27 protein-coding genes and 1 other annotated feature are annotated in these 24,919 nt (G+C 44.7%); of the genes, 15 read left to right on the top strand and 12 right to left on the bottom strand.

The annotated features are described in order from the left end of the window. The first annotated feature begins 17 nt into the window (after positions 1-17). Positions 18-674 carry a class A sortase gene (locus N4597_RS06600; protein WP_260903018.1) on the top strand — a complete coding sequence of 219 codons (657 nt, stop codon included), beginning with the start codon at positions 18-20 and terminating at the stop codon, positions 672-674. A 195-nt stretch (positions 675-869) separates the two neighbouring features. On the opposite strand, the gene asnB is transcribed toward N4597_RS06600, so the two are convergent. The 9 genes from asnB to N4597_RS06555 form a co-directional block, all read right to left on the bottom strand. Then, complete coding sequence (gene asnB, locus N4597_RS06595; RefSeq protein ID WP_167589490.1) at positions 870-2,459, bottom strand: asparagine synthase B; 1,590 nt, start codon at positions 2,457-2,459, stop codon at positions 870-872. A 60-nt stretch (positions 2,460-2,519) separates the two neighbouring features. After that, positions 2,520-2,772: a binding site (T-box leader), on the bottom strand. Between the two features lie 97 nt (positions 2,773-2,869). After that, positions 2,870-3,199, bottom strand: coding sequence for an AzlD domain-containing protein (locus tag N4597_RS06590; RefSeq protein WP_192944510.1), 330 nt, complete (start codon positions 3,197-3,199; stop codon positions 2,870-2,872). Further along, positions 3,186-3,893, bottom strand: coding sequence for an AzlC family ABC transporter permease (locus tag N4597_RS06585; protein WP_204783944.1), 708 nt, complete (start codon positions 3,891-3,893; stop codon positions 3,186-3,188). Before N4597_RS06585 ends, N4597_RS06590 begins: the two co-directional genes overlap by 14 nt. A gap of 122 nt (positions 3,894-4,015) precedes the next feature. Beyond that, entirely contained in the window at positions 4,016-4,162 is a 147-nt protein-coding gene (locus N4597_RS06580) for a hypothetical protein (RefSeq protein ID WP_192944509.1), read from the bottom strand. Between the two features lie 66 nt (positions 4,163-4,228). Then, positions 4,229-4,507 carry a hypothetical protein gene (locus N4597_RS06575; protein WP_260903008.1) on the bottom strand — a complete coding sequence of 93 codons (279 nt, stop codon included), beginning with the start codon at positions 4,505-4,507 and terminating at the stop codon, positions 4,229-4,231. Beyond that, entirely contained in the window at positions 4,459-4,791 is a 333-nt protein-coding gene (locus N4597_RS06570) for an ECF transporter S component (protein WP_260903006.1), read from the bottom strand. Before N4597_RS06570 ends, N4597_RS06575 begins: the two co-directional genes overlap by 49 nt. A 152-nt stretch (positions 4,792-4,943) precedes the next feature. After that, entirely contained in the window at positions 4,944-5,102 is a 159-nt protein-coding gene (locus tag N4597_RS06565) for a FeoB-associated Cys-rich membrane protein (RefSeq protein ID WP_082174247.1), read from the bottom strand. Next, positions 5,103-7,217 carry a ferrous iron transport protein B gene (gene feoB, locus N4597_RS06560; protein WP_260903003.1) on the bottom strand — a complete coding sequence of 705 codons (2,115 nt, stop codon included), beginning with the start codon at positions 7,215-7,217 and terminating at the stop codon, positions 5,103-5,105. Then, positions 7,214-7,696 (bottom strand): FeoA family protein, encoded by a 483-nt coding sequence (locus tag N4597_RS06555; RefSeq protein ID WP_167588610.1) that lies wholly within the window; start codon positions 7,694-7,696, stop codon positions 7,214-7,216. The genes feoB and N4597_RS06555 overlap by 4 nt, the downstream gene beginning before the upstream one ends. Before the next feature lie 287 nt (positions 7,697-7,983). On the opposite strand from N4597_RS06555, the gene N4597_RS06550 reads away from it, so the two are divergent. Further along, positions 7,984-8,199 carry a helix-turn-helix transcriptional regulator gene (locus tag N4597_RS06550; protein ID WP_056976887.1) on the top strand — a complete coding sequence of 72 codons (216 nt, stop codon included), beginning with the start codon at positions 7,984-7,986 and terminating at the stop codon, positions 8,197-8,199. Further along, positions 8,180-8,965, top strand: coding sequence for a hypothetical protein (locus N4597_RS06545; RefSeq protein WP_202021977.1), 786 nt, complete (start codon positions 8,180-8,182; stop codon positions 8,963-8,965). The genes N4597_RS06550 and N4597_RS06545 overlap by 20 nt, the downstream gene beginning before the upstream one ends. A 42-nt stretch (positions 8,966-9,007) precedes the next feature. On the opposite strand, the gene N4597_RS06540 is transcribed toward N4597_RS06545, so the two are convergent. After that, the gene (locus N4597_RS06540; RefSeq protein ID WP_089143762.1) at positions 9,008-9,676 is read right to left on the bottom strand and encodes a histidine phosphatase family protein; all 669 of its coding nucleotides are present in this window, start codon (positions 9,674-9,676) and stop codon (positions 9,008-9,010) included. A gap of 201 nt (positions 9,677-9,877) precedes the next feature. On the opposite strand from N4597_RS06540, the gene hrcA reads away from it, so the two are divergent. The 7 genes from hrcA (at position 9,878) to lepA (ending at position 17,772) form a co-directional block, all read left to right on the top strand. After that, on the top strand, positions 9,878-10,915 hold the full coding sequence (hrcA, locus tag N4597_RS06535; RefSeq protein WP_202021978.1) for a heat-inducible transcriptional repressor HrcA: 1,038 nt from the start codon (positions 9,878-9,880) through the stop codon (positions 10,913-10,915). A gap of 17 nt (positions 10,916-10,932) precedes the next feature. Beyond that, positions 10,933-11,502 (top strand): nucleotide exchange factor GrpE, encoded by a 570-nt coding sequence (gene grpE / locus N4597_RS06530; protein ID WP_202021979.1) that lies wholly within the window; start codon positions 10,933-10,935, stop codon positions 11,500-11,502. A 28-nt stretch (positions 11,503-11,530) separates the two neighbouring features. Next, positions 11,531-13,372 (top strand): molecular chaperone DnaK, encoded by a 1,842-nt coding sequence (dnaK, locus tag N4597_RS06525; protein WP_202021980.1) that lies wholly within the window; start codon positions 11,531-11,533, stop codon positions 13,370-13,372. A 127-nt stretch (positions 13,373-13,499) separates the two neighbouring features. Next, a complete protein-coding gene (dnaJ, locus tag N4597_RS06520) occupies positions 13,500-14,645 on the top strand; it encodes a molecular chaperone DnaJ (protein WP_260902996.1) in 1,146 nt (381 codons plus the stop codon). 158 nt (positions 14,646-14,803) lie between these two features. After that, positions 14,804-14,968: a hypothetical protein gene (locus tag N4597_RS06515; RefSeq protein WP_156313907.1), complete on the top strand. Its 165-nt coding sequence runs from the start codon at positions 14,804-14,806 to the stop codon at positions 14,966-14,968. Then, positions 14,931-15,653: a PD-(D/E)XK nuclease family transposase gene (locus tag N4597_RS06510; protein WP_172585766.1), complete on the top strand. Its 723-nt coding sequence runs from the start codon at positions 14,931-14,933 to the stop codon at positions 15,651-15,653. The genes N4597_RS06515 and N4597_RS06510 overlap by 38 nt, the downstream gene beginning before the upstream one ends. 283 nt (positions 15,654-15,936) lie before the next feature. Continuing rightward, a complete protein-coding gene (gene lepA, locus N4597_RS06505) occupies positions 15,937-17,772 on the top strand; it encodes a translation elongation factor 4 (RefSeq protein ID WP_050612561.1) in 1,836 nt (611 codons plus the stop codon). 55 nt (positions 17,773-17,827) lie between these two features. Here the strand turns inward: lepA and N4597_RS06500 are convergent, their stop codons facing one another. Together N4597_RS06500 and N4597_RS06495 are read right to left on the bottom strand one after the other, a co-directional pair. Continuing rightward, on the bottom strand, positions 17,828-18,685 hold the full coding sequence (locus N4597_RS06500) for a hypothetical protein (protein WP_260902995.1): 858 nt from the start codon (positions 18,683-18,685) through the stop codon (positions 17,828-17,830). 10 nt (positions 18,686-18,695) lie between these two features. Further along, the gene (locus tag N4597_RS06495; protein WP_260902994.1) at positions 18,696-20,132 is read right to left on the bottom strand and encodes a C69 family dipeptidase; all 1,437 of its coding nucleotides are present in this window, start codon (positions 20,130-20,132) and stop codon (positions 18,696-18,698) included. 175 nt (positions 20,133-20,307) lie between these two features. Here N4597_RS06495 and N4597_RS06490 point away from each other — a divergent pair, with 175 nt between their 5' ends. From N4597_RS06490 to N4597_RS06470, 5 genes are all read left to right on the top strand, one after another. Further along, positions 20,308-20,496, top strand: a complete 189-nt coding sequence (locus tag N4597_RS06490; protein ID WP_260902992.1) for a 2-hydroxymuconate tautomerase — start codon at positions 20,308-20,310, stop codon at positions 20,494-20,496. A 70-nt stretch (positions 20,497-20,566) separates the two neighbouring features. After that, positions 20,567-21,862, top strand: a complete 1,296-nt coding sequence (gene lysA, locus N4597_RS06485) for a diaminopimelate decarboxylase (RefSeq protein ID WP_260902990.1) — start codon at positions 20,567-20,569, stop codon at positions 21,860-21,862. 720 nt (positions 21,863-22,582) lie between these two features. After that, a complete protein-coding gene (locus tag N4597_RS06480) occupies positions 22,583-23,344 on the top strand; it encodes a YveK family protein (RefSeq protein WP_094129759.1) in 762 nt (253 codons plus the stop codon). A gap of 12 nt (positions 23,345-23,356) precedes the next feature. Further along, a complete protein-coding gene (locus N4597_RS06475; RefSeq protein WP_167588618.1) occupies positions 23,357-24,094 on the top strand; it encodes a CpsD/CapB family tyrosine-protein kinase in 738 nt (245 codons plus the stop codon). A gap of 6 nt (positions 24,095-24,100) precedes the next feature. Beyond that, a complete protein-coding gene (locus N4597_RS06470; RefSeq protein WP_260902987.1) occupies positions 24,101-24,871 on the top strand; it encodes a tyrosine-protein phosphatase in 771 nt (256 codons plus the stop codon). The last annotated feature ends 48 nt before the right edge of the window (positions 24,872-24,919 follow it).

The raw sequence follows: 24,919 nt of genomic DNA, 5'->3' as shown, positions 1-24,919 counted from the left end.
ACTTTGGGGGGATTATTATGAAATGGCGTCAAAAAGCCTCCCTAATTTTAGGGATTTGTTTGTTAGTTGTGGGTTTGGTCTTAATCTTTAATCGGCCCATCCAAAACCTAATGATTAACCATGCGACTCAGACGGAGTTAAAGGCTAAGATTACTAAGCCCAAGAAAACTAAGGAAACCAGCTTTGATTTTAAGCAGGTGAAGTCGATTGACTCGGCAAAAACCTTAAAAAATACCCTCAATAAGAGTCAAGGGATGATTGGCAAGATTGCCATCCCCGCGGTGGCTTTAAAGTTGCCAATTTATTATGGTATCTCCGATGCGAGTCTCTACCGGGGAGCTGGGACAATGAAGCCGGATCAACAAATGGGTCAAGGCAACTATGCGCTAGCAGGGCACCATATGAACGACCCTAAACTATTATTCTCGCCGATTGTAAGGTCTAAGCCGGGTGAAAGAATCTATTTAACCGATGGCAAGAAGTTGTACACCTACAAGATAACTGATAAACAGATTATCTCCAAGTATGCCGTCGAGTGGATTGATGACGTTGCCAACCAAAAATTAATTACCTTGATAACCTGCGATGACCAAGGGGTCGACCGCTACGCGATTAGGGGCAGTTTGGTTAAGGTGCAAAAACTAACGGCCGGCTTAAGTAAAAAATATTTTTAAATAAAAAAACAAGATGTGGCTGAAAATCTACGTCTTGTTTTTTTTATGGGCAAAATTCTGCCGCCGATTATTTACGTTGATCTTTGAACATATACACCCCACACTTTCTAGTACTATTAATAAATACCTACTAAAAATAAAGGGTCCCTAAGAAACGCTAAGTGGTTTCTTAGGGACCCTTAAAATTTTTAGCAATTATTTACCGCTGTCACCGTAGTTTTTAAGCACGCGGGCACTTGGATCATCGACGTCTTTAAGTGCTTCCCAAGTCTTGTTAGGCATCCAGTAATCCTTAATCCATTGGGCTTGTCCAGGGAAGAATTCTTCAAAGATGTCACGATAAAGGAGTGATTCCTTGGTGAATGGTGCGTGGTAATCGTATTTTACTTGAGCGTCCTTTAGGTCTTGGTCGCTGTATTTTTCTTCGGCGTATTCTTTTAAGTCATCAACTAATGAGTGACCAACGGCGTCAGAAAAGGCGGCCTTTTCTCTCATTAAGATATCATCTGGCAAGTAGTCTTGGTCAGCAAAGGCTTTGCGGAGAAGGTACTTACCCTTACCGTAGATGTTCATCTTCATTTGTGGGTCGAGTGACATTACGTAGTTGACGAAGTCTAAGTCAGCAAATGGTACCCGGCCTTCGAGTGAGTTAGAGGAGATGCAACGGTCGGCCCGTAACACGTCATACATGTAAAGTTCCTTAATCCGCTTTTGGGATTCAGCCTGGAATTCGGCTGGACTAGGGGCATAGTCAGTGTACTTGTAGCCAAATAGCTCATCGGAACATTCGCCGGTTAAGAGGACCTTTAAGTCGGTTGTTTCATGAATCTTCTTGCAAAGTAAGTACATCCCAATTGAGGCCCGAATAGTGGTGATGTCCCAAGTTTCCAGGGCATAAATCACTTCCCGCAAGGCACCTAAGACGTCTTCTCTTGTCATGATAAATTCGGTGTGGTCTGTTCCTAAGTAGTCAGCCACTTCTCGAGCGTACTTCAAGTCGATAGGGTTGCGGTCCATTCCAATCGCAAAGGTTGGCAACTTTTTATCCGGTAACAGTTTAGTGGCAATGGAGCAGACTAGTGAGGAGTCCAATCCCCCGGAAAGAAGGTAACCAACGGGAGCGTCGGCGTGGAGGCGCTTCTTAACCCCGGCTACTAGGCGGTCATGGATTTCCTTGGTAGCTTCGTCTAGGCTAGGGCTGATTATCTTAGGACTAAAGGAAGCATCATGGTAGCAAACAAACTTATGCCCGTCGTAGTAGTGGCCTGGTGGGAAAGGCATTACTTGATCACAGAACTTAACCAAACTCTTAGCTGTGGAAGCAAAGGCAATTTCACCACTGCCCTTAACGTAACCATAAAACATAGGGCGAATTCCGATGGGGTCCCTAGCAGCCAAGACCTTTCCGCTAACTTGGTCATGTAAAACGAGGGCGAATTCAGCGTCGAGCAGTTTGCACATGACGTCTAAGCCATACTTGCGGTAAAGTGGGATTAAGACCTCGCAGTCGCTAGTAGATTGGTAAGTAAAATCAGGGGTGAGCTTTTCTAACTCTTGGTAGTTGTAAATTTCCCCGTTACATACGAGCATGCAATCAAGTGCCTTGAAAGGTTGCATCCCGTCGGCGCTTAAGTCCATGATTGATAGGCGGTTGAAACCAAATTTAGTCGTCCCAAAATCACTAACCCAAGTCATATCCGGGCCCCGGTGACAGTCAGTTTGCAAAATATCTTCGAACTCTTTAACATCGTAGTCTAATTTATCAACAGCAACAAATCCACACATAATTTTCATCCTTTACTTTTAGATTTGAGGAGAAAATAAAAAGCCTTTCATCCCCTAATCACAAGGGACGAAAGGCTTCTTTCCGCGGTACCACCCAAGTTGTCTAAGCGCCTAAGGCTTAGACCTCTTTAATTTCCAAGTGCAATCACACTCAGCCACAGGTAACGTTGTGGTCACGTCTGAGCCTACTAGCAACCGTTCGGTCAGCGACTAAAAAAGGGTTATTCACTGAAGCTAGGGTTGATCGTTTTCTCACTACTAACGACTCACTGGACAAATAACTTCAGCTACTGGGCTTTTTTCTGGTCTTTAATTTATGTTCTCGTTTAACGTTGACATTATTTTAGCCTAACTTTTTTCATTTGGCAAGTCTTTTTTATAATTAAATTTAATTTATTTTAATGCTAGTCTTAGAAAAAGCCAAAGCGTAAGCAGGCCAGGCTAATAATGCCGACAATTACGGTCACTAATAAGTCCTTTGAAAAAATAGCGGCTAGTAAGGTTGGGAGTGAGGCTAGTAAGTTTTCCCAGTTAAGGCTAGGTAGGTGGCCTAAATGTTGTTCAAATAGTTGACTAAACCATAAGGCCGACATGATAGTAAGCGGAACAAAGCTTAGGTACTCTAAGGCACACTTAGGTAAGGTGAACTTTTTTAGCAGTAAAAATGGCAAGACTTTAGCTAACCACATGCAAAAACCGGCTAACAAGATGGTTAGTAAAACGTAGCTAGAAGTAGACATGTTTAATCACCATCCCTAACAGGCACGTAATCAAAGTGACTACTAGCACTAAAAATTTAGTTGGAATAAAAATCATTCCGACAAAGACCAAGCCCAAGGTTAACACAATCACGCTTAGCTGGAGGTTAAAGGCCAAGCTCTTATCAGAAATGAGTTGCAGGTATAACAGGCCGATAAACATCGCTACCAGGGCGAAATCAACCCCGAGTTTTGCGGGGTTCGTGATAAAATTACCCAGCAAGGCCCCGGCAATTGTGGCAAAAAACCAGGTAAAATAAGCAAACCAATTAACCGTATCAAACCAGGCAAAACTAAGCTGCCCCTTAGTAACATTTAGCTTGTTCATCGCTAGGGCAAAGCTTTCGTCGGTCAACAGGGAACCGACTAAAATATTTTTTAAGAGGCTGTCTGCTTTAAAGTAAGGGGCGGTGGTAAAACTCATCAAAATCATGCGGGCGTTGACTAAAAAGGCCGCTAAAACAATGGAGAGGATCGGACTATGAGCCAGCATCATGCTGACCATGATGAACTGGGCGGACCCGCCATAAGCGATGAGAGACATTAACCCGAGTTCAAGGACGGACAGACCGCTAGCTTTACCGACAATTCCAAAGGCAAGGCCGATTCCCACGTAGCCAAAGGCAGTTGGCAAGACGTCTTTTAGGGCCGTTTTCCGATCGAGGTTGGCATCCATACGTTCACTTCCTTGAATTAAAAATTATAAATTAGCTTAAAAAATTCAGTTGCTTCTGTCAAGCTAATTTTGGCTAAAAATAACCGCCGCTACCACTTTTAGGTAACGGCGGTTATTACTAGCTAGCCCCAATAAATGAGCAAGTAGCTCGCTCTTAACTTTTGAATGTTAATGACATCCGTGCGGGCTACTTCTTCTTTATCTAAGAAAGCAGATAAGTCCGCTAAGCTAGTAAATTCCTCTTCTAAGACCGTTTTAGATTCGTACATAAAAAAGCCCCCTTAGGATTTGTTCTACCCTAATTATAAGGCTAACTAGTGGCCTTGTTAAGTAAACTATTGGTATTGTTGGTACCAGTTCCAGTGTAACTGGTGGCTGACCTTATTTAGGGCTAAAAAGAAGAGGGGGATGACAATAAACATGGATACCCCGGTAGCAAAATCGGCCGGAAAGGCTGCTAGGGCAGTAACTGCCGCCTTAGGTAGGGGTAAGCCCGCATCTACGAGGGCCTCGATTAGGTAGCGTAAATAACCGGTCCCCATCTTCAATAAACCACTAACTACCCCTAAGGTAATGATTGCTGGTAAGCTGACGTTTTTTTCAAGAGAATCCAAGCAAGGTAGGTCCCAGTCGTTAGCAAGCTGACCTCCATCACGGTTAAATAGGCGTGGTTAGCGTAACCGTTCAAAAGGTCAAAGACTAATAAGCCGACAGCCCCACTAAGAAGGCCATACTTGTAGCCTAAAAAGAGTACCCCTAAGGCAACGAAGTTAAAGCCGAGGTCGACGAAGGGGTGACCGACCGGGGAAGGAATCCGAAATTGAAAGAGGGCTAAGATGTAGTCGAGTGCACTAAAAAGGGCGGCGAGAGTTAATTTGTGTAAAGAGTCATTTTGCATAAAAAACACTTCCAATCAATTCTTATTTAAAATAGATTATAACTCTAATCGTTTTGTAATCAAGACAGAAAGGAAAATTTGCTGGAAATTGTATTGATACACTTTTGAGATCTAAAAAATGGACTAACCCCTTGGCTAGTCCAAATTAGTAATTATTTGAGGTTACGCTTAAGCTTAGCGGGATCAACTAGGGGACAACCAACTTCTTGGCAGTCCTGGCAAGAAGAGGCCCCCTTTTTGATAAAGCGCTTATAGATGACGTAGCCGGTGTAGCCAAAGATGAGAATGGCTAGGATAATGGTTGCTAACATTTAAATCCCTCCCTGTGATAGTTCGTGCTGATTTTTTAAGTCGCCTTTTTTAAAAACTAGTGCCCAAATGGCTAGCCCCGTTGCAAGGCTAGCTAGCAGCAAGTTAAACCAGCTGTAATGACCACTAGCGACAAGGCCCCATTGGTTAATCAAAAGCGCTACTAGGTAGGCAAAGCCGGTCTGATAGCCAATCGCCCGCAAGGTCCACTTAACGTCGCCAAATTCCTTGTACATGGTCCCAATGGCGGCAAAGCAAGGGGCACACAGCAGGTTGAAGGCTAAAAAGCAATAGGCAGCTAGGGAGCTGTAACTAGCTAATAAGTCCTTAGTAAAAGCTTGGTTAGTGGCCGAACCAAAGGCGATTCTTAAGGTGTCAATACAGTTCTCCTTAGCAACTAGGCCAGCAATGACAGCCACGCTGGCCCGCCAGTCCCCAAAGCCTAGTGGGGCAAAGAATGGTGCCAATGCTAAGCCCAGGTAGTGCAAGAGGCTGTCTTCTTGGTTGGTAACTAGTTGCAGCTTCCAGTTAAAGGATGACAAAAACCAGATTACCACGCAGGATATAAAAATTAAGGTCCCAGCCTTATGGACGAAGGCCACGCTGCGGCTATAAACGTAGCGCAGGGTGTTTCTTAGCAGGGGCAAGTGGTAAGCTGGTAATTCCATGATGAAGGGAGCGGGGTCGCCGGCAAACAGCTTGGTTTTCTTTAAGAAAATCCCCGAACAAACAACGGCTAACATGCCTAAGAAGTAAGCCGAAGGAGCTACCCAGGATTGGCCGGTGAAAAAGGTCCCTGCAATCAAAGCGATGACGGTTAGTTTGGCCGAACAGGGCATGAAGGTGGTGAGCATAATAGTCATTTTCCGGTCCGCTTCGGCTTCGATGGTCCGGGTAGCCATGATCCCCGGCACCCCACAACCGGTTGAAATTAGCATGGGAATAAAGGACTTCCCCGAAAGGTTGAAACGCCGGAAAATCCGGTCCATTACAAAGGCAATCCGGGCCATGTAGCCACAGTCTTCCAGTAGGCCTAAGCAAAAGAAGAGCATCATGATTTGGGGCACAAAGCCTAAGACGGAACCAACCCCGGCGATAATCCCGTCTAAAACTAAACTCTTCATGAAGGGGGCCACGTGCAAAGCAGTCATGAGGCTAGCTGCCAAGTGCGGCAGGTAGTTACCGAAGAGTTGGTCGTTAATCCAGTCGGAACCAATTGTGCCCACCGTTTGGATGGAGAGGTAGTAGACGGCCCACATAACTAAAGCAAAGATGGGGAGGGCTAAAAAGCGGTTGGTAACAACAAGGTCAATCTTATCGCTGAGGCTTAACTTGAGGTCGTCCGGATTAATAACGCACATCGAGACAATCTTGGCAATCAAGTCGTAGCGGGCGTTGACCATGATGCTATCACTAGGTTCAGCAAATAGTTTTTCAGCGGTAGCGATAATTTGGGCCAGTTCTGCTTGCTTAGCTTGACTTAAGGCTAGCTGGGTCTGGATGACTTCGTCTTGTTCAAAGAGTTTGATGGCGTAAAAACGTCGTTCGTTAGCCGCTAGCTCGTCTGTAAGCAAGTCCTCAATCATGCTTAAAGCGGATTCGAGCCGTTCATCGTAGCGTGGGTAACTGTATGCCTTAGGTGTGGCCTTAATCTCCTTGAGGAGGTCGGGCAGGTGATCTTTTTTAAGGGCGCTGATGGCTACGACCGGGACCTGCAGTAAGTAGGACAACTTTTGGAGGTTGATTTTTTTGCCACTCTTAGTCAGTAAGTCCAACATATTTAGGCAAATAATAGTTGGTAGACCAGTTTCTAGGAGTTGCAGGCTCAAGTAAAGGTTGCGTTCAATGTTAGTGCTATCGACGATATCGATTACCTTATCGGGGCGTTGGTCAAGTAGGTACTTACGGGCTACGACTTCCTCTAAGGTATAAGGTGACAGGGAATAAATTCCTGGCAAATCAACTAACATAATGTCTGGTTCCTTTTTTAAGACCCCCTCTTTTTTTTCGACGGTAACCCCGGGCCAATTCCCCACGTATTGGCTTGAACCGGTTAGGTGGTTAAAAAGGGTGGTCTTACCACAATTGGGGTTACCCGCTAATGCAATGGTCGTCATGAGATATCCACCTCTTGGACTAGGATTGATTGGGCCTCAAAGTTTCTGATGCTAAGTTTATAGCCCCGTAGGTTTAATTCGAGTGGATCGCCTAGTGGGGCTACCTTGTCAATGGTAACCAGGGTATTTCTAGTTAGGCCCATATCCATCAACCGCTGTCTGACGGCCTTGTCCCCGGTGATTTTGGCTACGAGGCAGGGAGTATGAAGTTTAACCTTGGCCAAAGAAGTCAAGGTTGCCTGGGCTGGGTCGCTAACTGAAGCGACGTAGATACAGGCAGCCATGGAGGCATTAAGTGCTAGTTTTTGCCCTTGAAAAATAATCACCAAGCCACTGTCAGCTTGATTACCACTAAGGACGGTAATAATTTTGCCCCGGGTCATTCCGATTTCGCTCAAGCGCCGACTGAGGGCCTTTTCGCCTTGAATCTTGGTAATAATAAATTTACCTGCATGTTTAGCCATAGCTAATGTTTGCATACTCTCACCTTCATATTCCAATCTCAGCATAGTATTTGCAACTTTAACTTAGCACGCTTTGAAACCCTTTGCAATCATCGGGAAAATAGGTTGTGCGCAACAATCGCCAAGCTTGGGGCTTAGGGTAGGCAATTTTTATTTTTTATAAAGAAAATTTTATGTAAATCATAATATAGAGTTATGCTAAGGGGAATATAAACAACAACCTTGTCACATATAGTTGACATAAATATGAGTTTACGGTAAACTAAGTATGTAAAATATAATTGACATCGAAGTGAGGAACTATGAACAGTAGGGTTAAGGACTACCGGCTAAAGCGGGGCTATTCGCAAGCAAGCCTGGCTTACCAGGTCGGCATCGCCCGCCAAACTTTAAGTATGATAGAAAATGGACGCTATAATCCTAGTTTGGATTTATGTATTCGGTTGGCAGAGGCACTTGAGACGGATTTAAATACCTTATTTTGGAAGGTGGGGAAAGATGATGCTAACAATTTTTAAGTCTTATGGAATTAAGCCACCCTTGGATGAATTTTTTGAGGCGGAGGTTAAAAACTACATTACCGATAGCTACCTATGCTATCTTCAACTGTTACCCCTCTTATTGTTAGGAACAATGGCGCTAGCGGGACTGAAGCCTAACTGGCTAGCTGGATTAAGTCTAGCTGCAGTCGGCATCAACTTGGGATTGATTCTAGCTTTGAGGTCAGTGGTGTCCTGGCGCTACCGGCGCTTGCAAGCGGGCCGACCAGCTTGGCAGTTTACAAGGACCTTTAGGAACAAGACTGCCAAGAAGATGTTTGGGCTACCCAGCCGGTTAGATGAGTTTGAGGCTAACTATCTCACGGACCTCATGGTAAAAGCCAGTGTTAAAACTGAGCTGGGTAACTTAGTGATTACCGGACTGACTATACCTTGTTTAGTAATTTGGCCACAGGTCGCTTGGGGAGGATACCTCATCTTAGTCTTACTGAACTGCATCGTTTTCCAAACAGGGATTCAGCTTAAGGCAGGCGACGCGGGCTTATTAAATGTTAAGCCCACTAGTAAGTATAACCCACCTGCTAAAAAGCCTAATAAGCTGAGGTTGTTAGGCAACTTAGTGGTGATGGGGCTGTTATATTGGGCAGTTGTTGACGGTAAGTTCACCTTAGTGGGTTTACTTGGAACGGGTTGTTACCTCGTTTTAATGGGGGTCTTTTGGTACGGGCTTATTAAAGCTGACCGCAACTTGCAAACCTATGTAGATAAGCATCAGCCAAAGTAAGAAAACAACCGGTCTTTAGGATTAACTAAAGGCCGGTTGTTTTTAGTATTCTTCTCCGTCAAGGTAGTGGTTGTAGTAACTAACCTTGACGTCAGTGGCGGTGATTTCAAGCTTAGTGACTGCGCCGTTTTTAGGGCCGAGGTTATAGGCACCCAGTTCGGGGGCAAAGTGGTCAACTAAACTCCGGGTAGTTAGGCTGTGGCTGACCAAAAGTAGTTTTTGGCCGTCAGTGTGGTTTTGTCTGAGGTAATCAATCCCAGCGTTAAGCCGTTGCCAGTAGGCCGCGTCTGATTCGGCGTCACCGAAAGGATCGGCTTGGTGTAAGAAATCCCGGGTTTGCGCAAAAGAATAGTCCCGTAAAATATCATTGTAGGTCCTGGTTCCGTGGTTAGCACCAGCGATTAGCCAAACTTGGCTAGCATCAGCGGCTTCAAAGTAACCAAACCCTTGCTCCTTAAAGTAGGTTAAGGGGGCCGCCTTTAAGTTAGGGGTGTGGTGGTTAGCCTTAAGAATAAAGCCACTCGTCCTAATAGTCCGCATGGTGTTAGTGTGGTAAGCAGCATCGAACTTAATGTCAGCCAGGTGGCGTCCCGCTAGCCGTGCGTCTTCAATTCCCTTTTCGGTTAGGGGAGAGTCGCACCAACCTTGTAGGCGGTTATAACGATTTAACATAGTTTGGCCGTGACGGACCATATAAACTGTAATTGCCATAAAATCTTCCTATCTTTTTTTACTTATTCCTATCTTAACATGGAAAAATTACCGCGCCAAAAATTTTTTTAGCACTTTAAAGACGAAAGTGCTAAAAAAGTGGTAAAAATCCTTGACCTAACAAATAAAGTCGTGTATATTAATAATTGTTCTTAGCACTTAAATGTTGCGAGTGCTAAGAGAGAAACAGAGGTGATTGTGGTGTTAACGGACAGACAGCTTTTGATTTTAGAAGCGATTATCCGAGATTACACTGAGATTGGACAGCCAATTGGCTCGAAGGCATTGCAAGAACAATTACCTATTCATGTGAGTTCGGCAACGATTCGTAATGAGATGGCCGTGTTAGAACACCAAGGTTATATCACCAAGGAGCACTCAAGTTCTGGCCGGGTCCCATCTCTAAAGGGATACCGCTATTACGTTGACAATATTGTTAAGCCAGCTAAGCTAGACAAGCAGTCACTTAAAAGTATCCGCAATTCCTTTGGAAATGAGTTTTTGAAGGTTGATGAAATTGTCGCAACTTCCGCCAAAATTCTGTCTGACTTGACTAGCTATACGGCGATTATGTTAAAGCCGGATAGCACTGATTTAAGGTTGGAAGGGTTTCGGATGGTACCGATTGGTCACCAACAGGTAATGGTAATTTTAGTTGCCAGTGACGGGACGGTTGAAAGTCAAATTTTTAACATTCCACCAGAAATTAGTGGAGACGAGCTTGAAGCAGTGATGCGCTTGATTAATGACCAAGTAGTAGGTCTACCTTTGAATCAAGTGATTGCCAAGCTTCATGCCACCTTGCCGCTACTGACCCGTTACCTCCAGCAACCTGCTGGCTTTTTAGATGTTTTTGGCAACGTCTTAGACAAGGCTGTCAAAGAACAAGTCTATGTCTCCGGTCGCATGAATCTTTTGAATTTTGCTCACGATAATAACGTTGAGCAGTTAAAGTCACTGTATTCATTAGTTAACCAGGTTCCTAACATTAGTGACTTGGTTGATAATGACAAGGGCATTTCAGTTAGATTTGGCGATGAGTTAACTAATAAGTTACTGTTAGATTATAGCTTAGTCTCAGCAACTTATGACGATGGCCACAACGGGCAAGGATTGATTGCCATTTTGGGGCCAACTAACATGCCGTATGCCAAGATGATTGGCCTACTTGGGGCATTTAGAAAAGAGTTAACCGCCAGGTTGATTGATTATTACCAAAATTTTGATAATTTTAATTAGAGAAAAGGGGTGTTCAAGTGGCTGAAAAAAATGAAGAACTTAAGCAAACTGAAGAAGCTAAGCAAGCAGAAGCGACAGAAGCTACTGAAAAGCCAACCCAAGCAGAAGCTAAGGAAGATTCAGTAGCAAAGGCTGAAGCTAAGATTAAAGACTTGCAAGCTAAGCTTGATGAAATGGAAGATAAGTACCTCCGCTCCCAAGCAGAGATGGCTAACATGACGAACCGCTTCAAAAAAGAGCAGGCGAGTCTGTTGAAATACGCCGGTCAAAGTATGGCGACCGCAATCTTGCCGGCCATGGATAACTTAAGTCGGGCCTTAGAAATTGAAGTTGACGATGAAGCGTCTAAGCAATTGAAGAAAGGTGTCGAGATGGTTGCCCAAAATATCGAAGCGGCCTTGAAGGAAAACGAGGTCACTAAGATTGAAGCTTTGGGTAAACCTTTCGACCCAACCTTACACCAAGCTGTTCAAACGGTTCCGGTCGAAGAAGGACAAACACCTGAAACGGTTGTTCAAGTCTTTCAAGAAGGCTATATGCTAAAAGACCGGGTATTGCGGCCAGCAATGGTGGTTGTAGCTCAATAAATTTTATAATAAAGAGGTTGAATAAATAATGGCTAAAATTATTGGTATTGACTTAGGGACAACTAACTCAGCTGTGGCTGTCCTTGAAGGTAAAGAAGCAAAAATTATTACAAACCCAGAAGGTAACCGGACAACTCCATCCGTTGTGTCCTTCAAGAATGGGGAAACTCAAGTTGGGGAAGTTGCTAAGCGTCAAGCAATCACTAACCCAGATACAATCTCATCCATCAAACGTCACATGGGTGAAGCTGGATACAAGGTTGACGTTAACGGCAAGTTTTACACTCCTCAAGAAATTTCTGCGATGATTTTGCAATACATCAAAGATTACGCAGAAAGTTACTTAGGTGAAGAAGTAACCCAAGCAGTTATCACTGTTCCTGCTTACTTCAACGACTCCCAACGTCAAGCTACTAAGGATGCTGGTAAGATTGCCGGTTTAACAGTTGAACGGATTGTTAACGAACCAACTGCTGCCGCTTTAGCTTACGGTTTGGATAAGACTGACAAAGATGAAAAGATCTTGGTCTTTGACCTTGGTGGTGGGACTTTTGATGTGTCCATCCTTGAATTAGGTGACGGGGTCTTCGAAGTACTTTCAACTAATGGTGATACTCACCTTGGTGGGGATGACTTCGATAACGCCATCATCGACTGGTTAGTAGCTAACTTCAAGTCAGAAAACGGAATTGACTTATCAAGCGACAAGATGGCAATGCAACGCTTGAAGGATGCAGCAGAAAAGGCTAAGAAGGACCTTTCTTCAGCTAGCCAAGCTCAAATTTCCTTACCATTTATCACAGCCGGTGCTAACGGCCCACTTCACTTGGAAACAACCTTAACTCGGGCTCAATTCAACCAATTAACAGAAGAATTGGTTGAAAGAACTAAGATTCCTGTTCGCAACGCCTTGAAGGATGCCGGTTTGACTAACGCCGACATCGACGAAGTAATCTTAGTTGGTGGTTCTACACGGATTCCAGCTGTGCAAGAAGCTGTTGAAGCCGAAACTGGTCACAAGCCAAACCAATCAGTTAACCCTGATGAAGCCGTAGCCTTAGGGGCTGCTATCCAAGGTGGGGTTATCACTGGGGATGTTAAAGATGTGGTCTTACTTGATGTTACCCCATTATCACTTGGGATTGAAACAATGGGTGGGGTCTTCACTAAGTTGATTGACCGCAACACTACAATTCCAACATCTAAGTCCCAAGTCTTCTCAACTGCTGCTGATAACCAACCAGCCGTGGACATTCACGTTTTACAAGGTGAACGCCCAATGGCAGCTGACAACAAGACTTTAGGTCGCTTCCAATTAACGGATATTCCTGCTGCTCCACGTGGGGTTCCTCAAATCGAAGTTAAATTCGATATTGATAAGAACGGGATTGTTAACGTTTCTGCTAAGGACTTAGGAACTAACAAGGAACAAAAGATTACCATCAAGAGTTCATCTGGTTTATCTGACGAAGAAATCGACCGGATGGTTAAGGAAGCTAAGGAAAACGAAGAAGCAGATAAGAAGCGTAAGGAAGAAGTTGACTTACGTAACGAAGTTGACCAATTAATCTTCCAAACTGACAAGACCTTAAAGGAACTTGATGGCAAGGTTTCAGACGATGAAATTAAGCAAGTTAAGGATGCTAAGGAAGCATTAAAGAAGGCCCAAGAAGCTAACGACTTAGAAGATATGAAGGCTAAGAAGGATGAATTAACTAAGATTATCCAAGATGTCTCAGTTAAATTATACCAACAAGCTCAAGCAGCTAGCCAAGCCGCTGGCGCAGATGGCCAAGCAGACGGTAGTGCTAAGGCAGACGATAATACCGTTGATGGTGACTTCAAAGAAGTAGATCCTGAAGACAAGTAATTGCTTGGTAAATAAGGACTGGTGCTAGCCCCTTAGGGTTGGGCCGGTCCTTTTTTTAAGGAAAAAACTTTTTTCTTCCCAGGAGATATGGTAATCTAGGTGGGAAGAAATTTCTTGGAGGGAAATAATGGCTGAACAAAGAGATCCATATGAAGTCCTAGGTGTGTCCAAGGATGCATCCGCAGACGAAATTAAACGCGCATACCGGAAATTATCCAAAAAATATCACCCCGATTTAAACAAGGAACCGGGTGCGGAAGCTAAGTTTAAAGAAATTAACGAAGCTTACGAAACCCTAAGTGACCCTCAAAAGAAGGCCCAATATGACCAATACGGCTTTGCTGGCAACCAACAAGGCTTTGGTGGTGGCGGCTTCTCTGGCTTTGGTAACGGTGGCTTTGACTTTGGTGGCGGCGGCTTCGAAGATATCTTTTCTTCTTTCTTTGGCGGTGGTGGCCAAAGCCGAAGTCGGACGGCACCAAGACAGGGGCGCGATTTACAATACGAAATGAATTTAACCTTTGAAGAGGCAATCTTTGGTAAGAAGACTAACATTGAGTATAGTCGGGAAGCCTTGTGTAAGACCTGTCATGGTTCCGGGGCGAAGGCAGGCACTTCCCCAGTAACTTGTCATAAGTGTGGTGGCCGTGGCTTTATTCAAGTTCAACGGCAAACCCCACTTGGCCGGATGATGACACAACAAGAATGTGACGTCTGCCATGGAACTGGTAAGGAAATTAAGGAAAAATGTACTACTTGCTACGGTAGTGGCCATGTTCGTGAAAAGCATGAAGTTCAAGTTACCATCCCAGCCGGGGTTGAAGATGGCAACCAAATGCGCTTACAAGGCCAAGGTGAAGCTGGGTCTAACGGTGGCCCTTACGGGGACTTGTTCATCGTCTTCCACGTTAGTCCAAGTGATAAGTTTGAACGGGACGGGGCCGAAATTTACTACACCTTACCAATCAGCTTTGTGCAAGCTGCCCTGGGTGATAGCGTCAAGGTCCCAACTGTTCACGGGGACGTTGAAATGAAGATTCCTGCCGGTACCCAAACCGGGACGACCTTCCGTCTTCGCGAAAAAGGGGCACCGCGCTTGCGTGGCAACGGTAACGGTGACCAAAAGGTAACGGTCACAATTGTTACCCCTAAGAACTTGACCAAGGCGCAAAAGGAAGCCCTAAAGGCCTTTGCCGATGTTTCCGGTGAAGATCCTGCTGGTGACGACAGCTTCTTTGAAAAGTGGCGCAAAAAACAACGTAAGAAACGCTAATTAAGTTAGCGGGTTGGCCGTAAGTGGCTAACCCGCTTTTTTTGTGCTGTTTATTAGGATTTGATTAAATTTAAACTTTTAAAGAATTAATTCGCTACCTGTTTGCGTATCTATAAAGTAGAGGGGTAAAAATTTACTCAATAAAGGAGCGAGCGCTTTTGAATCTACGAAAAGAAATTGCCTTAAAATGGCAACAAGCAACTATTAAAGACCACCTCGTCTTTAGCTGGGTCTTCAATGACCACCCGGAACTGTTAGAACAACTGCTAAAAATGTGGTTGCCAAATTTTAAAGTCAGGCACCTTAATTACCGTCAAGCGTGAAGCCGACAAAAAGAAAAACGCCGTCTATCACGGTCCTCGTTTCGATGTTTACGCTGAAGATGAGCACGGGACTATCTATGATTTAGAGATGCAGAACCAAAATCACCATGATATTGAAAAGCGGATGGCCATCTATCAAGGTAACCTGGAAAAACAAGCCCTGTATGCCGGCCAATCATTTAGCGAGCGCCGCCAAACCGTCGTCTTGTTCTTATGTGACCATGATGTTTACAACTTAAATCGAGTTCACTATCAACTAATTCCTCAACTAGTAGGGTACCCGGAGATTTTAATTGACAACGGTGAAACCAATGTTATAGTAAATTTGAAAGGTGATGCCAGTAAGCAGGCCGCGCTTAACCAAGAGATGCTGACCTACTTTAATGACGGAACTGTCACCGGTAAATTTAGTGCAGCTTTAGATCGAGCTGTTAGGGAAGTTAAAAATGACGTCAAGAAGGGGGAAAATTACATGACAATCGAAGAATATGCTGCCCGCCAAAGTGCTTATGCCCGCAAGGAAGGACGTGAGGAAGGGCGTGCTGAAGAGCGCATGGAAACTATCAAGGGTTTAGTCAAACTTAACTTTACTAAGGAACAAATCATTGATTTTTTGATTCAAAATTTTAATCTAAATCAACAAGAGGCTAGCCAAGCCTATAATCAAGCCATGGCCACAGCCTAATTAAACATTACCTCCACCCCTCTAATTAAATGAATGAGCTCTAGATAAGGCTAAGCGCTTTAGCTAGAGCTTATTTATATTTACGTGCTTGGGGTTTATAATCAGGTTGCCATCAAACGCGGGTACGAATGAGTTTGCACCTAGTTTTTTAAATCCTTTGAAAAATGATGGTCTAGAATTTGAATAGCGCCGCTTTTTTTAAGGATAAAAATTGACCCTCCTAGCTTATCTAACTTATAATGGAAATTAAGAGTATATTTAGAAAGTAGGCTGAATGAACTACATGGACTTTGAACAAATGAAAGAACGTCAAAAACATATTCGTAATTTTTCGATTGTGGCTCACATTGACCATGGGAAGTCAACCCTAGCTGACCGCATTTTGGAAATGACCGATACTGTTTCCAAGCGGGAAATGCAAGACCAGTTATTGGATTCAATGGACCTGGAAAGGGAACGGGGGATTACCATCAAGCTTAACGCGGTGGAGCTACACTACCATGCTAAGGATGGGGAAACTTATATCTTCCACTTAATCGATACCCCCGGACACGTCGATTTTTCTTACGAAGTCTCCCGCTCACTAGCTGCTTGTGAAGGGGCGGTGTTAGTAGTTGATGCGGCTCAGGGGGTAGAAGCGCAGACGCTAGCTAACGTTTACTTAGCAATCGATGATGACTTAGAGATTGTGCCGGTTATCAATAAAATTGACCTCCCTTCGGCCCAACCGGAAGTTGTCCGTCAAGAAATTGAAGACATGATTGGTTTGGATGCGTCCGAAGCGGTCCTAGCTTCTGCTAAGGCCGGAATTGGGATTGAAGAGATGCTTGAAAAAATCGTACATGATATCCCCGCTCCAGCCGGAGATTTACAGGCACCACTGAAGGCCTTAATCTTTGATTCGGTTTACGATGACTACCGTGGGGTAGTCTTGAGTATCCGGGTGGTTGAAGGCACCGTCAAACCTGGTGACAAGATTCGGTTAATGAACTCGGGCGCAGAGTATGAAGTAGTTGAGGTTGGGGTTAACTCACCAAAGCCCCTCCGGCGCGATTACTTGATGGCTGGGGACGTTGGGTACCTAACCGCCTCGATTAAGGATATCCAAGACACCCGGGTGGGGGATACGGTCACTAGCGCGACTAACCCAACCGCTAAGCCTTTGGCTGGTTACCGGGAAATGCACCCGATGGTTTATTCGGGGCTTTATCCAACTGATAACGCCAAGTATAACGACTTACGTGAAGCCTTAGAAAAGCTGCAGCTAAACGATGCCGCCCTTGAATTTGAACCAGAAACCTCCCAGGCCTTAGGCTTTGGTTTCCGGTGTGGATTCTTGGGAATGTTACACATGGACGTGGTCCAAGAACGACTTGAACGCGAGTTTAACATGGACTTAATCACCACGGCCCCATCGGTTACCTACCAGGTTATCCAAACGGATGGGAGCTTGAAGAGCGTGTCTAACCCGTCTGAAATGCCGGAAGCATCTAGCATCAAGGAGATTAAGGAACCTTACGTTAAGGCAACGATTATGGTGCCAAACGATTACGTTGGGCCGGTTATGGAATTGTGTCAACGCAAGCGGGGGACCTTTGTGACGATGGAATATCTCGACGATTACCGGGTTAATGTTATTTACGACATCCCGCTTTCAGAAATCATCTTTGATTTCTTTGATAAGCTTAAGTCAAGCACCAAGGGTTACGCTTCACTTGATTACGAGATTGAAGACGACCGCCCAAGTAGCTTGGTGAAGATCGATATCTTGTTAAATGGTAACAAGGTCGACGCCTTGAGCTTCATTGCCCATAAGGACTTTGCCCAAGAACGGGCCCGGGTGATTGTGGCTCGTCTAAAAGAAGTTATTCCGCGGCAAAACTTTGAAATTCCAATTCAAGCCGCCATCGGGGCGAAAATCATTGCCCGGACTAACATCAAGGCTTACCGTAAGGATGTTACCGCCCGAATCCATACCGGGGACCCTGACCGGCGGGCTAAGTTGCTAGACAAGCAAAAACGGGGGAAGAAGCGGATGAAGGCCGTCGGGACGGTTGACGTTCCCCAAGATGCCTTTATGGCCGTCTTAAAGACCGACGAAGATTACAACAAGAAATAAGTCAAATTAAAAAGCCCACCCTGAGTAGCGTTGACTCTCAGGGTGGGCTTTTGTTTTAGAGGTAAATGACTTCCTTAGCTTTGATGACGTTTAGGAATTCCTTGGCTTCCTTGGGGGCCATTACCGGCTGGATTGCCAGGCTAGCCCGCGCGTCAAAGGTAGTTGCGCTTGGGGTTGAAACGACGACGAGGTCCCTTGTTGCCTCAGTTTGTGAAACGGGCTCTTCAAAGGGAAAGAGAGCCTGTAAAAAGGCTTGGCTGGCAGGAGCTAACTTTAAATTAAAGCCGGCTGCTAAGGCCGTCTTTTGCATGGTCAAGATGCGCTCTGGTTTTTCGTAGGACAGTAAAATCTGCCCACTTTGGTCGGCCTCTAGGTGCTGTAAGTACTTAGTGAGACTCTTTTGCCGGCCGACTTCAGTTAGAGCTCGAAAGTCGTTAGTGGCAGCAACTAAGTCTTGGCTTAGGCAAAAGTAATCGAGGTCTGCCTGGCTAAAGGCCTTCTTCCAAAGCTTGATTCGCTTTTTATGTTGACCATGGGGGACAAACTTGGGCGCGTAGCCGAGCTTACTTTGGCCGTCACTGATGATGCAAACCAGGGGGCCAAAGGCATTATCGTCGTTATTGAAGGCTTCAATCGTCAGGTCCGCTAGCTGGAACGGATAGCCTAACGGGAGGGCGACAAAGTTTAAGTCCGGTAAACGCCAGCCCTTAAAGCGGTAATACTTTTGCAAATACAAAAGTAAGTCCAAGTGTAAGTAGACGGTTTGGTTTCCAAGTGCTGCTAGCAAGTCAAAAAGCTCATCATAGAGGTGGCTGATTAAAATCGGCCCGGCACAGACACTCTTAGGGTCTAAGGTTAAGCTAACCTGCTGGCTTTTAAGAGTCAGTTGCTGATTAACAGTTAAAAGTTCCATGGTCAGCCCCCTATAAGTTAGCGTCAGTCTTAAAGTTTAACGGTGACATGTCGGTAGCCTGGGTAATTAAGCTGGCACTTAGGGCCTGGTATTTCTTTAGACCCAGGTCTTGGAGCTTGATTGATTCGGTCGTTAAAAAGTCTGCCAGGTCCCCGTCAAACTCGCCAGCCTTAACAGCAGCTACAACCTTGCGGACGGCTGTCTTGAAGCTAACCATAAGTTCCGTTTGTAGGTCGCTTAGTTCTTTAGCGAAGGCTTGGTAGTGGGCGTCCACTAGGATGCCGGCCTGCTTATAGATCCAGTAAGCGGAGTCTGGTTCGTAAGTCGCTTTGCCCACCTTGTAAGCAGGGTGGACGTCGTTAGCCCCAGTAAAGAAAGGTACAAAGACGCTTTGCGCAGTGACCCCTAAGGCTAACCAGTGAATCCCCTTAATGTCTTGGCTGAGGTCGCTTCTTAGCTGTAAGATGTGGGACTCTTGAGTCTTAGCTAAGCTAATCGGCCGAAACTTCTTTTTTAAGAGCGGGTCCTTAGAGTTTAGCGGATCGTAAGGGGTGTTTTGGTAGTGGGAGCCTAAAACGTAGCTCAGGTCATCTAAACCTAACTTGCGGTCGGGTTTTCTGATAAAGGGCAACTCTAGGCTCATAGGGTCTTGTTCAACCGAAGGGGTCAAGTACTTTTGTCCATACCAAACCCGGGGCGTGGAGTAGATTTGATCTGAGAGAGTTTGGGTCCCAAAGATCTTTCTGAAGTTAAAGGTCCCGTCCAGGCTGGGATTAAGCTGGTTAGCTTCTACAAAGGCTTGAATTCCGGCTGAGGTTAAGAAATTCTTGGTATCAGCAAAGTCAATTTCTTCAATGGCCAGTTGGTTAGCTACGACCGCGTAGGCATCATCTGGAATCCGTTGGGCCACCCAGTGATGACCTGATCCGATTTCTAAATACCAGGCTTCTTGGTCGTCGGCAAATAAGATGCCGTTGGCTTCACTAGCCCCATAGTCACTGACGATTTGGCCCAGGCGTAAGACCCCTTCGCGGGCGGTCTTGATGTATGGCAAGACGACGGTCACCATTGCCTCTTCGCCGATCCCGTTAGCCACGAGCGGGTCACAACTTAAGACCTCGCTGTTGGCGTAGGCACTTTCGGTGGCACTCATCGCCACCCCGAATTCGTTAATACCGTCTTCTTCAAATAAACCAAACTCGTCGGTCCATTCCGGGGTGGCCGTGTACTTGTAAGCTACCTTAGGTAGGGGCATGCTAAAGCCGTTATCCTTTGAGGTGAAAACTTGCTCGCTGGTAAATTCTTGGCGGGGGTGGACACACATGTGCTTTGGCCAGGCACTTTTGGCGTCCTCGTTTCTCCCAATATAAACCGAGCCGTCTAGGCTGGCCTTTTTCCCGACTAAGATGCTGGTACAAGCCGAGAGTGATTGTTTTGTAACTGTCATTAAAAATTCCTCCTAATAAAAAGGTCCTCTTAATTTTACCATAGTTAGGCCTGAACTTAGCGAAATTAGTCTTAGTGCTTAAAGCTAAGCTTTAGGAAAAGTTTATTATTTTAATTGCCTTTTAATTTATTTTTTGTTTTAATAGACTTATACATAAACGAAGGGAAGTAATTGTATGCCATTAGTTCATATCGAATTAATCGAAGGTCGGAGCCAAGAACAACTTAAAAACTTGGTGGCAGATGTTACTAAAGCGGTGGTTGAAAACACCGGCGCACCAGCTGAACATGTCCACGTTGTTTTAAGTGAAATGCAAAAGAACCGTTACGCAGTGGGCGGAACTTTAAAGAGCGACGAACAATAATTGGATGGGGCTGGGCTTGTTCCAGCCCTTTTTTAAGCAAAAAATTAAAGGTAGAAGAGGGGTTTAGCAGTTGACAGAAGCACTAGAAGTAAATCAAGCAGGACACTTAACGATTGGCGGGGTGGATGCTTTGAAACTGGCGGAAAAATACGGGACGCCAGTCATTGCTTATGATGTAAGTAAAATTAAGCAACAGATTGCTGACTTTAAGAAGGCTTTTATTGAAGCGGGAGTTGATTATAAGATTTCCTACGCTAGTAAAGCTTTTTCGGCTTTAGCAATGTATCAGCTAGTCGCAGATGCCGGCTTAGGCTGTGATGTGGTCTCGGGGGGAGAATTATACGCAGCGTTAAAGGGAGGCATGCCCCCGGCAGATATTGAGTTTCACGGGAACAATAAGTTACCCGCAGAACTAGAGATGGCTGTAGACAGCCAGATTGGTTGCATCGTGATCGATAACTTCCAAGAAATCAAGTTCTTAGACAAGCTTCTAAGAAGAAAGCATACGACGGCCAACGTTGTCTTGCGGGTCACCCCCGGAATTGAGGCGGAAACGCACAAGTACATCTCTACCGGCCAGTCCAATTCGAAGTTTGGCTTTGACGTTCAGTCTGGCCAAGCCAAGGAAGCCTTAGCCAACCTCATTAAAAACCCTCGCATGAACGTGGAGGGAATTCACTGCCATATTGGTTCCCAAATCTTCCAAGCGCGGGGCTTTGTGATGGCGGCCCAAAAGATGGTCGACTTACTCAAAGAGTGGCGAGACGAATTAGGCTTTGAAGCCCAGGTCTTAAACCTTGGTGGGGGCTTCGGGATTCGTTACACCAAAGACGACCAAATGATTGCCACCGAAGACTTTGCTAAAGACATTATCGCCGCGGTCAAGGAGCGAGTGGCAGCACACGGATTGAAGCTGCCGGCCATCTGGATTGAACCAGGCCGGGCCCTAGCGGGTGAAGCGGCCACCACCTTGTACACGGTCGGTTCACGCAAAGACGTGGACGGGGTTTGCCACTTCTTAGCTGTCGACGGGGGGATGGGCGATAACATCCGGCCGGCCCTTTACCAAGCTAAGTATGAAGCCTTCCTCGCAGAAAAGCCCCACGCGATTAATGAACAGATCGTCACGGTGGTCGGCAAGTACTGCGAATCCGGGGATGTCTTAGTGCGGGATTGTCCTTTACCTAACACTAAGCCAGGCGACATCTTGGCCATGCCTGCCACAGGGGCATATGGTTACACCATGGCCTCCAACTATAACCGCAATCCGCGGCCCGCAGTGGTCTTTTGCGAAGACGGTCACTCCAAGTTGGTCGTGCGGCGCGAAACTTTCGAGGACATGCTAGCCTGCGAAGTAACTGAATAGAAAGTAAGTGTTGCGCTTTGGCGTGACACTTTTTTATGATGGAGGCGGCCTTTAAGTTTAATGATATTAAAAATAGCTCGGAGTTGGCTGCGAACCTGGTTAATTATTACATTATTTATGATGGAGATACGGTTAGCGAGTCATCACAACGAATAGCTGCTGACACCAATATCGGACTAATTTCATGGAAGAATAAAGGATCATTAACCATATTAAGTTAAGGAAAGTTCACTTAGAATTTCACACTTCAGTGGAATTTAGGTGAACTTTTTATTTAGGGTAGACACTAAGTGCGCTAACTAGTTGTAAAATAGTAATTAATCACTAATAACAAGCAAAAAATCTGTCCAGATCTATTATAATAAAAAATTATGTTTTTTGAGTTATATGGCTTTTTTAATGGTTGATATTAAGATTCTTATTGATAAAGTAAATATGTATATGCAAGTGTTTTTTATGCTTGTTTGGTTATTGTCATTAACAAAAAAACCATGCTATTCTAATTGTGAAATAATAAGTAGCTAACAACAATTTTTGCAATAAGCTTGGGGAAACGCATTAAGCTAGGGACAAATGCGTGAAATTGTTTCCGCCTATCTAGGTTTACGGGGCAAAAGGTGGTATAATTAATTTCTGCTAGGTTAATTTTATCTTACATAGACAAGAGTTGTTGTTAGCAACTTTTGTGTTCAGTAAGAAATACATATTTAGGAGAGAACCATGGTAAAAGAAAATGAAGAAACAGTTATTGATCTAGGGAGGCTTCTACTCACCTTAAAGAAAAATTTATTCAGTATTATTGCTTGGGCAGTAGTCGGGTTAATCATCTCATTAGTTGTTTTGTTCATCTTTATCGAACCAAAGTATAGTGCGACCACTGATATCTTAGTCAACCAAAAAAATGACAACGTTCAAACTCAGTATGCAGCACAACAAGCCGACTTAGGGGCGGTAACAACTTATGAAGATATTTTGAAGCGCTCCGTAATCTTAAGTCCAGTTTTGAAAGAAGTGCGGGCACGGGATAACTACAAGGGATCATTAGGTGACCTTCAAAAGAGTGTATCTGTTTCAAATGAAACTAACTCAAAAATTATTAGCGTGACAGTAACAGATAAAGATGCTTATACAGCGGCTGATATCGCTAATACGGTTGCTAAGACCTTTAAAGAAAAAATTGTAAAAATGATGAAGATTGATAACGTTACAATTGTTTCAACTGCTAAACCTAACGCTACCCCAGTTTTTCCTAAGAAGACCTTGGGAGCGTTAGTCGGGATTGTTTTAGGAGCTTTAATTGGGATTGCAATCGCCATTGTGCGTGAGCTAACGGATAAGACTGTTAAAGATATGGACTTCCTAACCGATGAAGTCGGCTTAACTAGCTTAGGAACAGTCTTTCATATTGAAGACGATGATGCTTTTGCGGCCGTCGAAGTCTTAAATGAAAACCGAGAAGCTACCCGAACTAAGCGGGTCTAGTAGGAGGATATTATGGGGTTATTTCGAAAAGATAAAAATCAAGATGCAAACACGATGGAAACCGGGGTTAAGATGATTACGGTCACAGACCCAACATCTGTCGACACTGAACAATTTAACACAATCAGAACAAACATTAAGTTCTCTAACGTTGATAAGGACTACAAAACCTTGATGGTTACTTCATCTAACATGTCAGAAGGTAAATCAACTGTGTCTGCCAACATCGCAACCGCTTTTGCTAAGCAAGGCTTACATACCTTACTAGTTGATAGTGACCTCCGCCGGCCAACCATCAACGCAACCTTTGGGATTGATAACCCGCAGGGGTTGTCTAATTACCTATCAGAACGTAATTTTGATATCAACAGTATTATCTACAAGACTTCGGTTAAGAACTTGTATGTAATGCCAAGTGGTCCGATTCCACCTAACCCGTCAGAATTGATTGGATCTAAGCGGATGGCCGAGTTAATCAAGAAGTTGTCTGAACAACTAGACTTAGTTATCTTCGATGCACCACCTGTTTTATCCGTTACCGATGCTCAAATTGTTTCTACCAACGTTGACGGAACTATCTTAGTCGTGCGGGCTAACAAGACTGAAAAAAACGCCGTTAAAGAAGCTGTTCGCTTAATTAAACAAGTTGGGGGCCACATTATCGGAACCGTCTTAAATGACGTTGAAGTTAAGGGTAGTGGCTATTATGGCTACTACGGTTATTCAAAAGATTCCAAGAAAAAGAAGTGAGTTTAAATGGAAACCTTAGTTGATTTACACTGCCATATCCTGCCAGGAATCGATGATGGCTCTAGGGACCTCGAGACTTCCTTGCACTTGGCACGCCAAGCGGTGTTGGATGGGGTCACCCACATCCTGGCGACCCCCCATCACCTTGATAATGATTACGTTAACCATGCGCGCGATGTTGAACGACTCGCCAGCGACTTTCAGGCTAAACTAGACCAGGAAGGCATCAAGTTAAAAGTCTTCCCAGGCCAAGAAGTTCACATCAACGGCGATTTGCTCGACCATTACGATGATCTGTTAGGAATCGATGCTGATAAGCGCTATATGCTGCTAGAGTTGCCACATAACGACGTGCCTCGCTACACCAAGCAGTTAATCTTCAACCTTAAAAAGAAGGGCACCACGTCGGTAATTGTGCACCCAGAGCGTAACAAGGTTATCCAAGAACACTTAGGGTTACTTTATGAGTTCATCGAAGCAGGGGCTTTGGCTCAGCTAACTTCAACTAGTTACCTAGGTGGCTTTGGCAGTCACGTTGAAGAAATATCCAAGCAGCTAGTGGAGCATAATCTGGTCCAAATTTTGGCTTCAGATGCCCACGCCTTAAAGGGCCGGGGCTTTGTTTTAAGCGAAGCCTTCGACAAGTTAGCTAAAGAGTTTAGTCAAGACAAGGCCCAAAGCTTTGAGACTAACGCCGAACGACTCTTAAACGGTCAACGCGTCATCGCCAAGGATTTCTCCAAGGTCGAAAAGAAGAAACGGTTCTTTTTCTTTTAAGTGAGAAAAGTAGAAAAGTTTAGGTACAAAGAATAACATACGTAATAC

This window comes from Ligilactobacillus agilis (assembly GCF_025311475.1).
Classification (GTDB): domain Bacteria; phylum Bacillota; class Bacilli; order Lactobacillales; family Lactobacillaceae; genus Ligilactobacillus; species Ligilactobacillus agilis.
Note: the sequence above shows the minus strand (reverse complement) of the source record. Positions and strands in the feature narration are given on the sequence as shown.

Coding starts and splice junctions, on each gene's coding strand:
- N4597_RS06600 (WP_260903018.1), top strand. CDS start 18: ATGAAATGGCGTCAAAAAGCCTCCCTAATTTTAGGGATTTGTTTGTTA.
- asnB (WP_167589490.1), bottom strand. CDS start 2,459: ATGTGTGGATTTGTTGCTGTTGATAAATTAGACTACGATGTTAAAGAG.
- N4597_RS06590 (WP_192944510.1), bottom strand. CDS start 3,199: ATGTCTACTTCTAGCTACGTTTTACTAACCATCTTGTTAGCCGGTTTT.
- N4597_RS06585 (WP_204783944.1), bottom strand. CDS start 3,893: ATGGATGCCAACCTCGATCGGAAAACGGCCCTAAAAGACGTCTTGCCA.
- N4597_RS06580 (WP_192944509.1), bottom strand. CDS start 4,162: ATGTACGAATCTAAAACGGTCTTAGAAGAGGAATTTACTAGCTTAGCG.
- N4597_RS06570 (WP_260903006.1), bottom strand. CDS start 4,791: ATGCAAAATGACTCTTTACACAAATTAACTCTCGCCGCCCTTTTTAGT.
- N4597_RS06565 (WP_082174247.1), bottom strand. CDS start 5,102: ATGTTAGCAACCATTATCCTAGCCATTCTCATCTTTGGCTACACCGGC.
- feoB (WP_260903003.1), bottom strand. CDS start 7,217: ATGACGACCATTGCATTAGCGGGTAACCCCAATTGTGGTAAGACCACC.
- N4597_RS06555 (WP_167588610.1), bottom strand. CDS start 7,696: ATGCAAACATTAGCTATGGCTAAACATGCAGGTAAATTTATTATTACC.
- N4597_RS06550 (WP_056976887.1), top strand. CDS start 7,984: ATGAACAGTAGGGTTAAGGACTACCGGCTAAAGCGGGGCTATTCGCAA.
- N4597_RS06545 (WP_202021977.1), top strand. CDS start 8,180: ATGATGCTAACAATTTTTAAGTCTTATGGAATTAAGCCACCCTTGGAT.
- N4597_RS06540 (WP_089143762.1), bottom strand. CDS start 9,676: ATGGCAATTACAGTTTATATGGTCCGTCACGGCCAAACTATGTTAAAT.
- dnaK (WP_202021980.1), top strand. CDS start 11,531: ATGGCTAAAATTATTGGTATTGACTTAGGGACAACTAACTCAGCTGTG.
- dnaJ (WP_260902996.1), top strand. CDS start 13,500: ATGGCTGAACAAAGAGATCCATATGAAGTCCTAGGTGTGTCCAAGGAT.
- lepA (WP_050612561.1), top strand. CDS start 15,937: ATGGACTTTGAACAAATGAAAGAACGTCAAAAACATATTCGTAATTTT.
- N4597_RS06500 (WP_260902995.1), bottom strand. CDS start 18,685: ATGGAACTTTTAACTGTTAATCAGCAACTGACTCTTAAAAGCCAGCAG.
- N4597_RS06495 (WP_260902994.1), bottom strand. CDS start 20,132: ATGACAGTTACAAAACAATCACTCTCGGCTTGTACCAGCATCTTAGTC.
- N4597_RS06490 (WP_260902992.1), top strand. CDS start 20,308: ATGCCATTAGTTCATATCGAATTAATCGAAGGTCGGAGCCAAGAACAA.
- N4597_RS06480 (WP_094129759.1), top strand. CDS start 22,583: ATGGTAAAAGAAAATGAAGAAACAGTTATTGATCTAGGGAGGCTTCTA.
- N4597_RS06475 (WP_167588618.1), top strand. CDS start 23,357: ATGGGGTTATTTCGAAAAGATAAAAATCAAGATGCAAACACGATGGAA.
- N4597_RS06470 (WP_260902987.1), top strand. CDS start 24,101: ATGGAAACCTTAGTTGATTTACACTGCCATATCCTGCCAGGAATCGAT.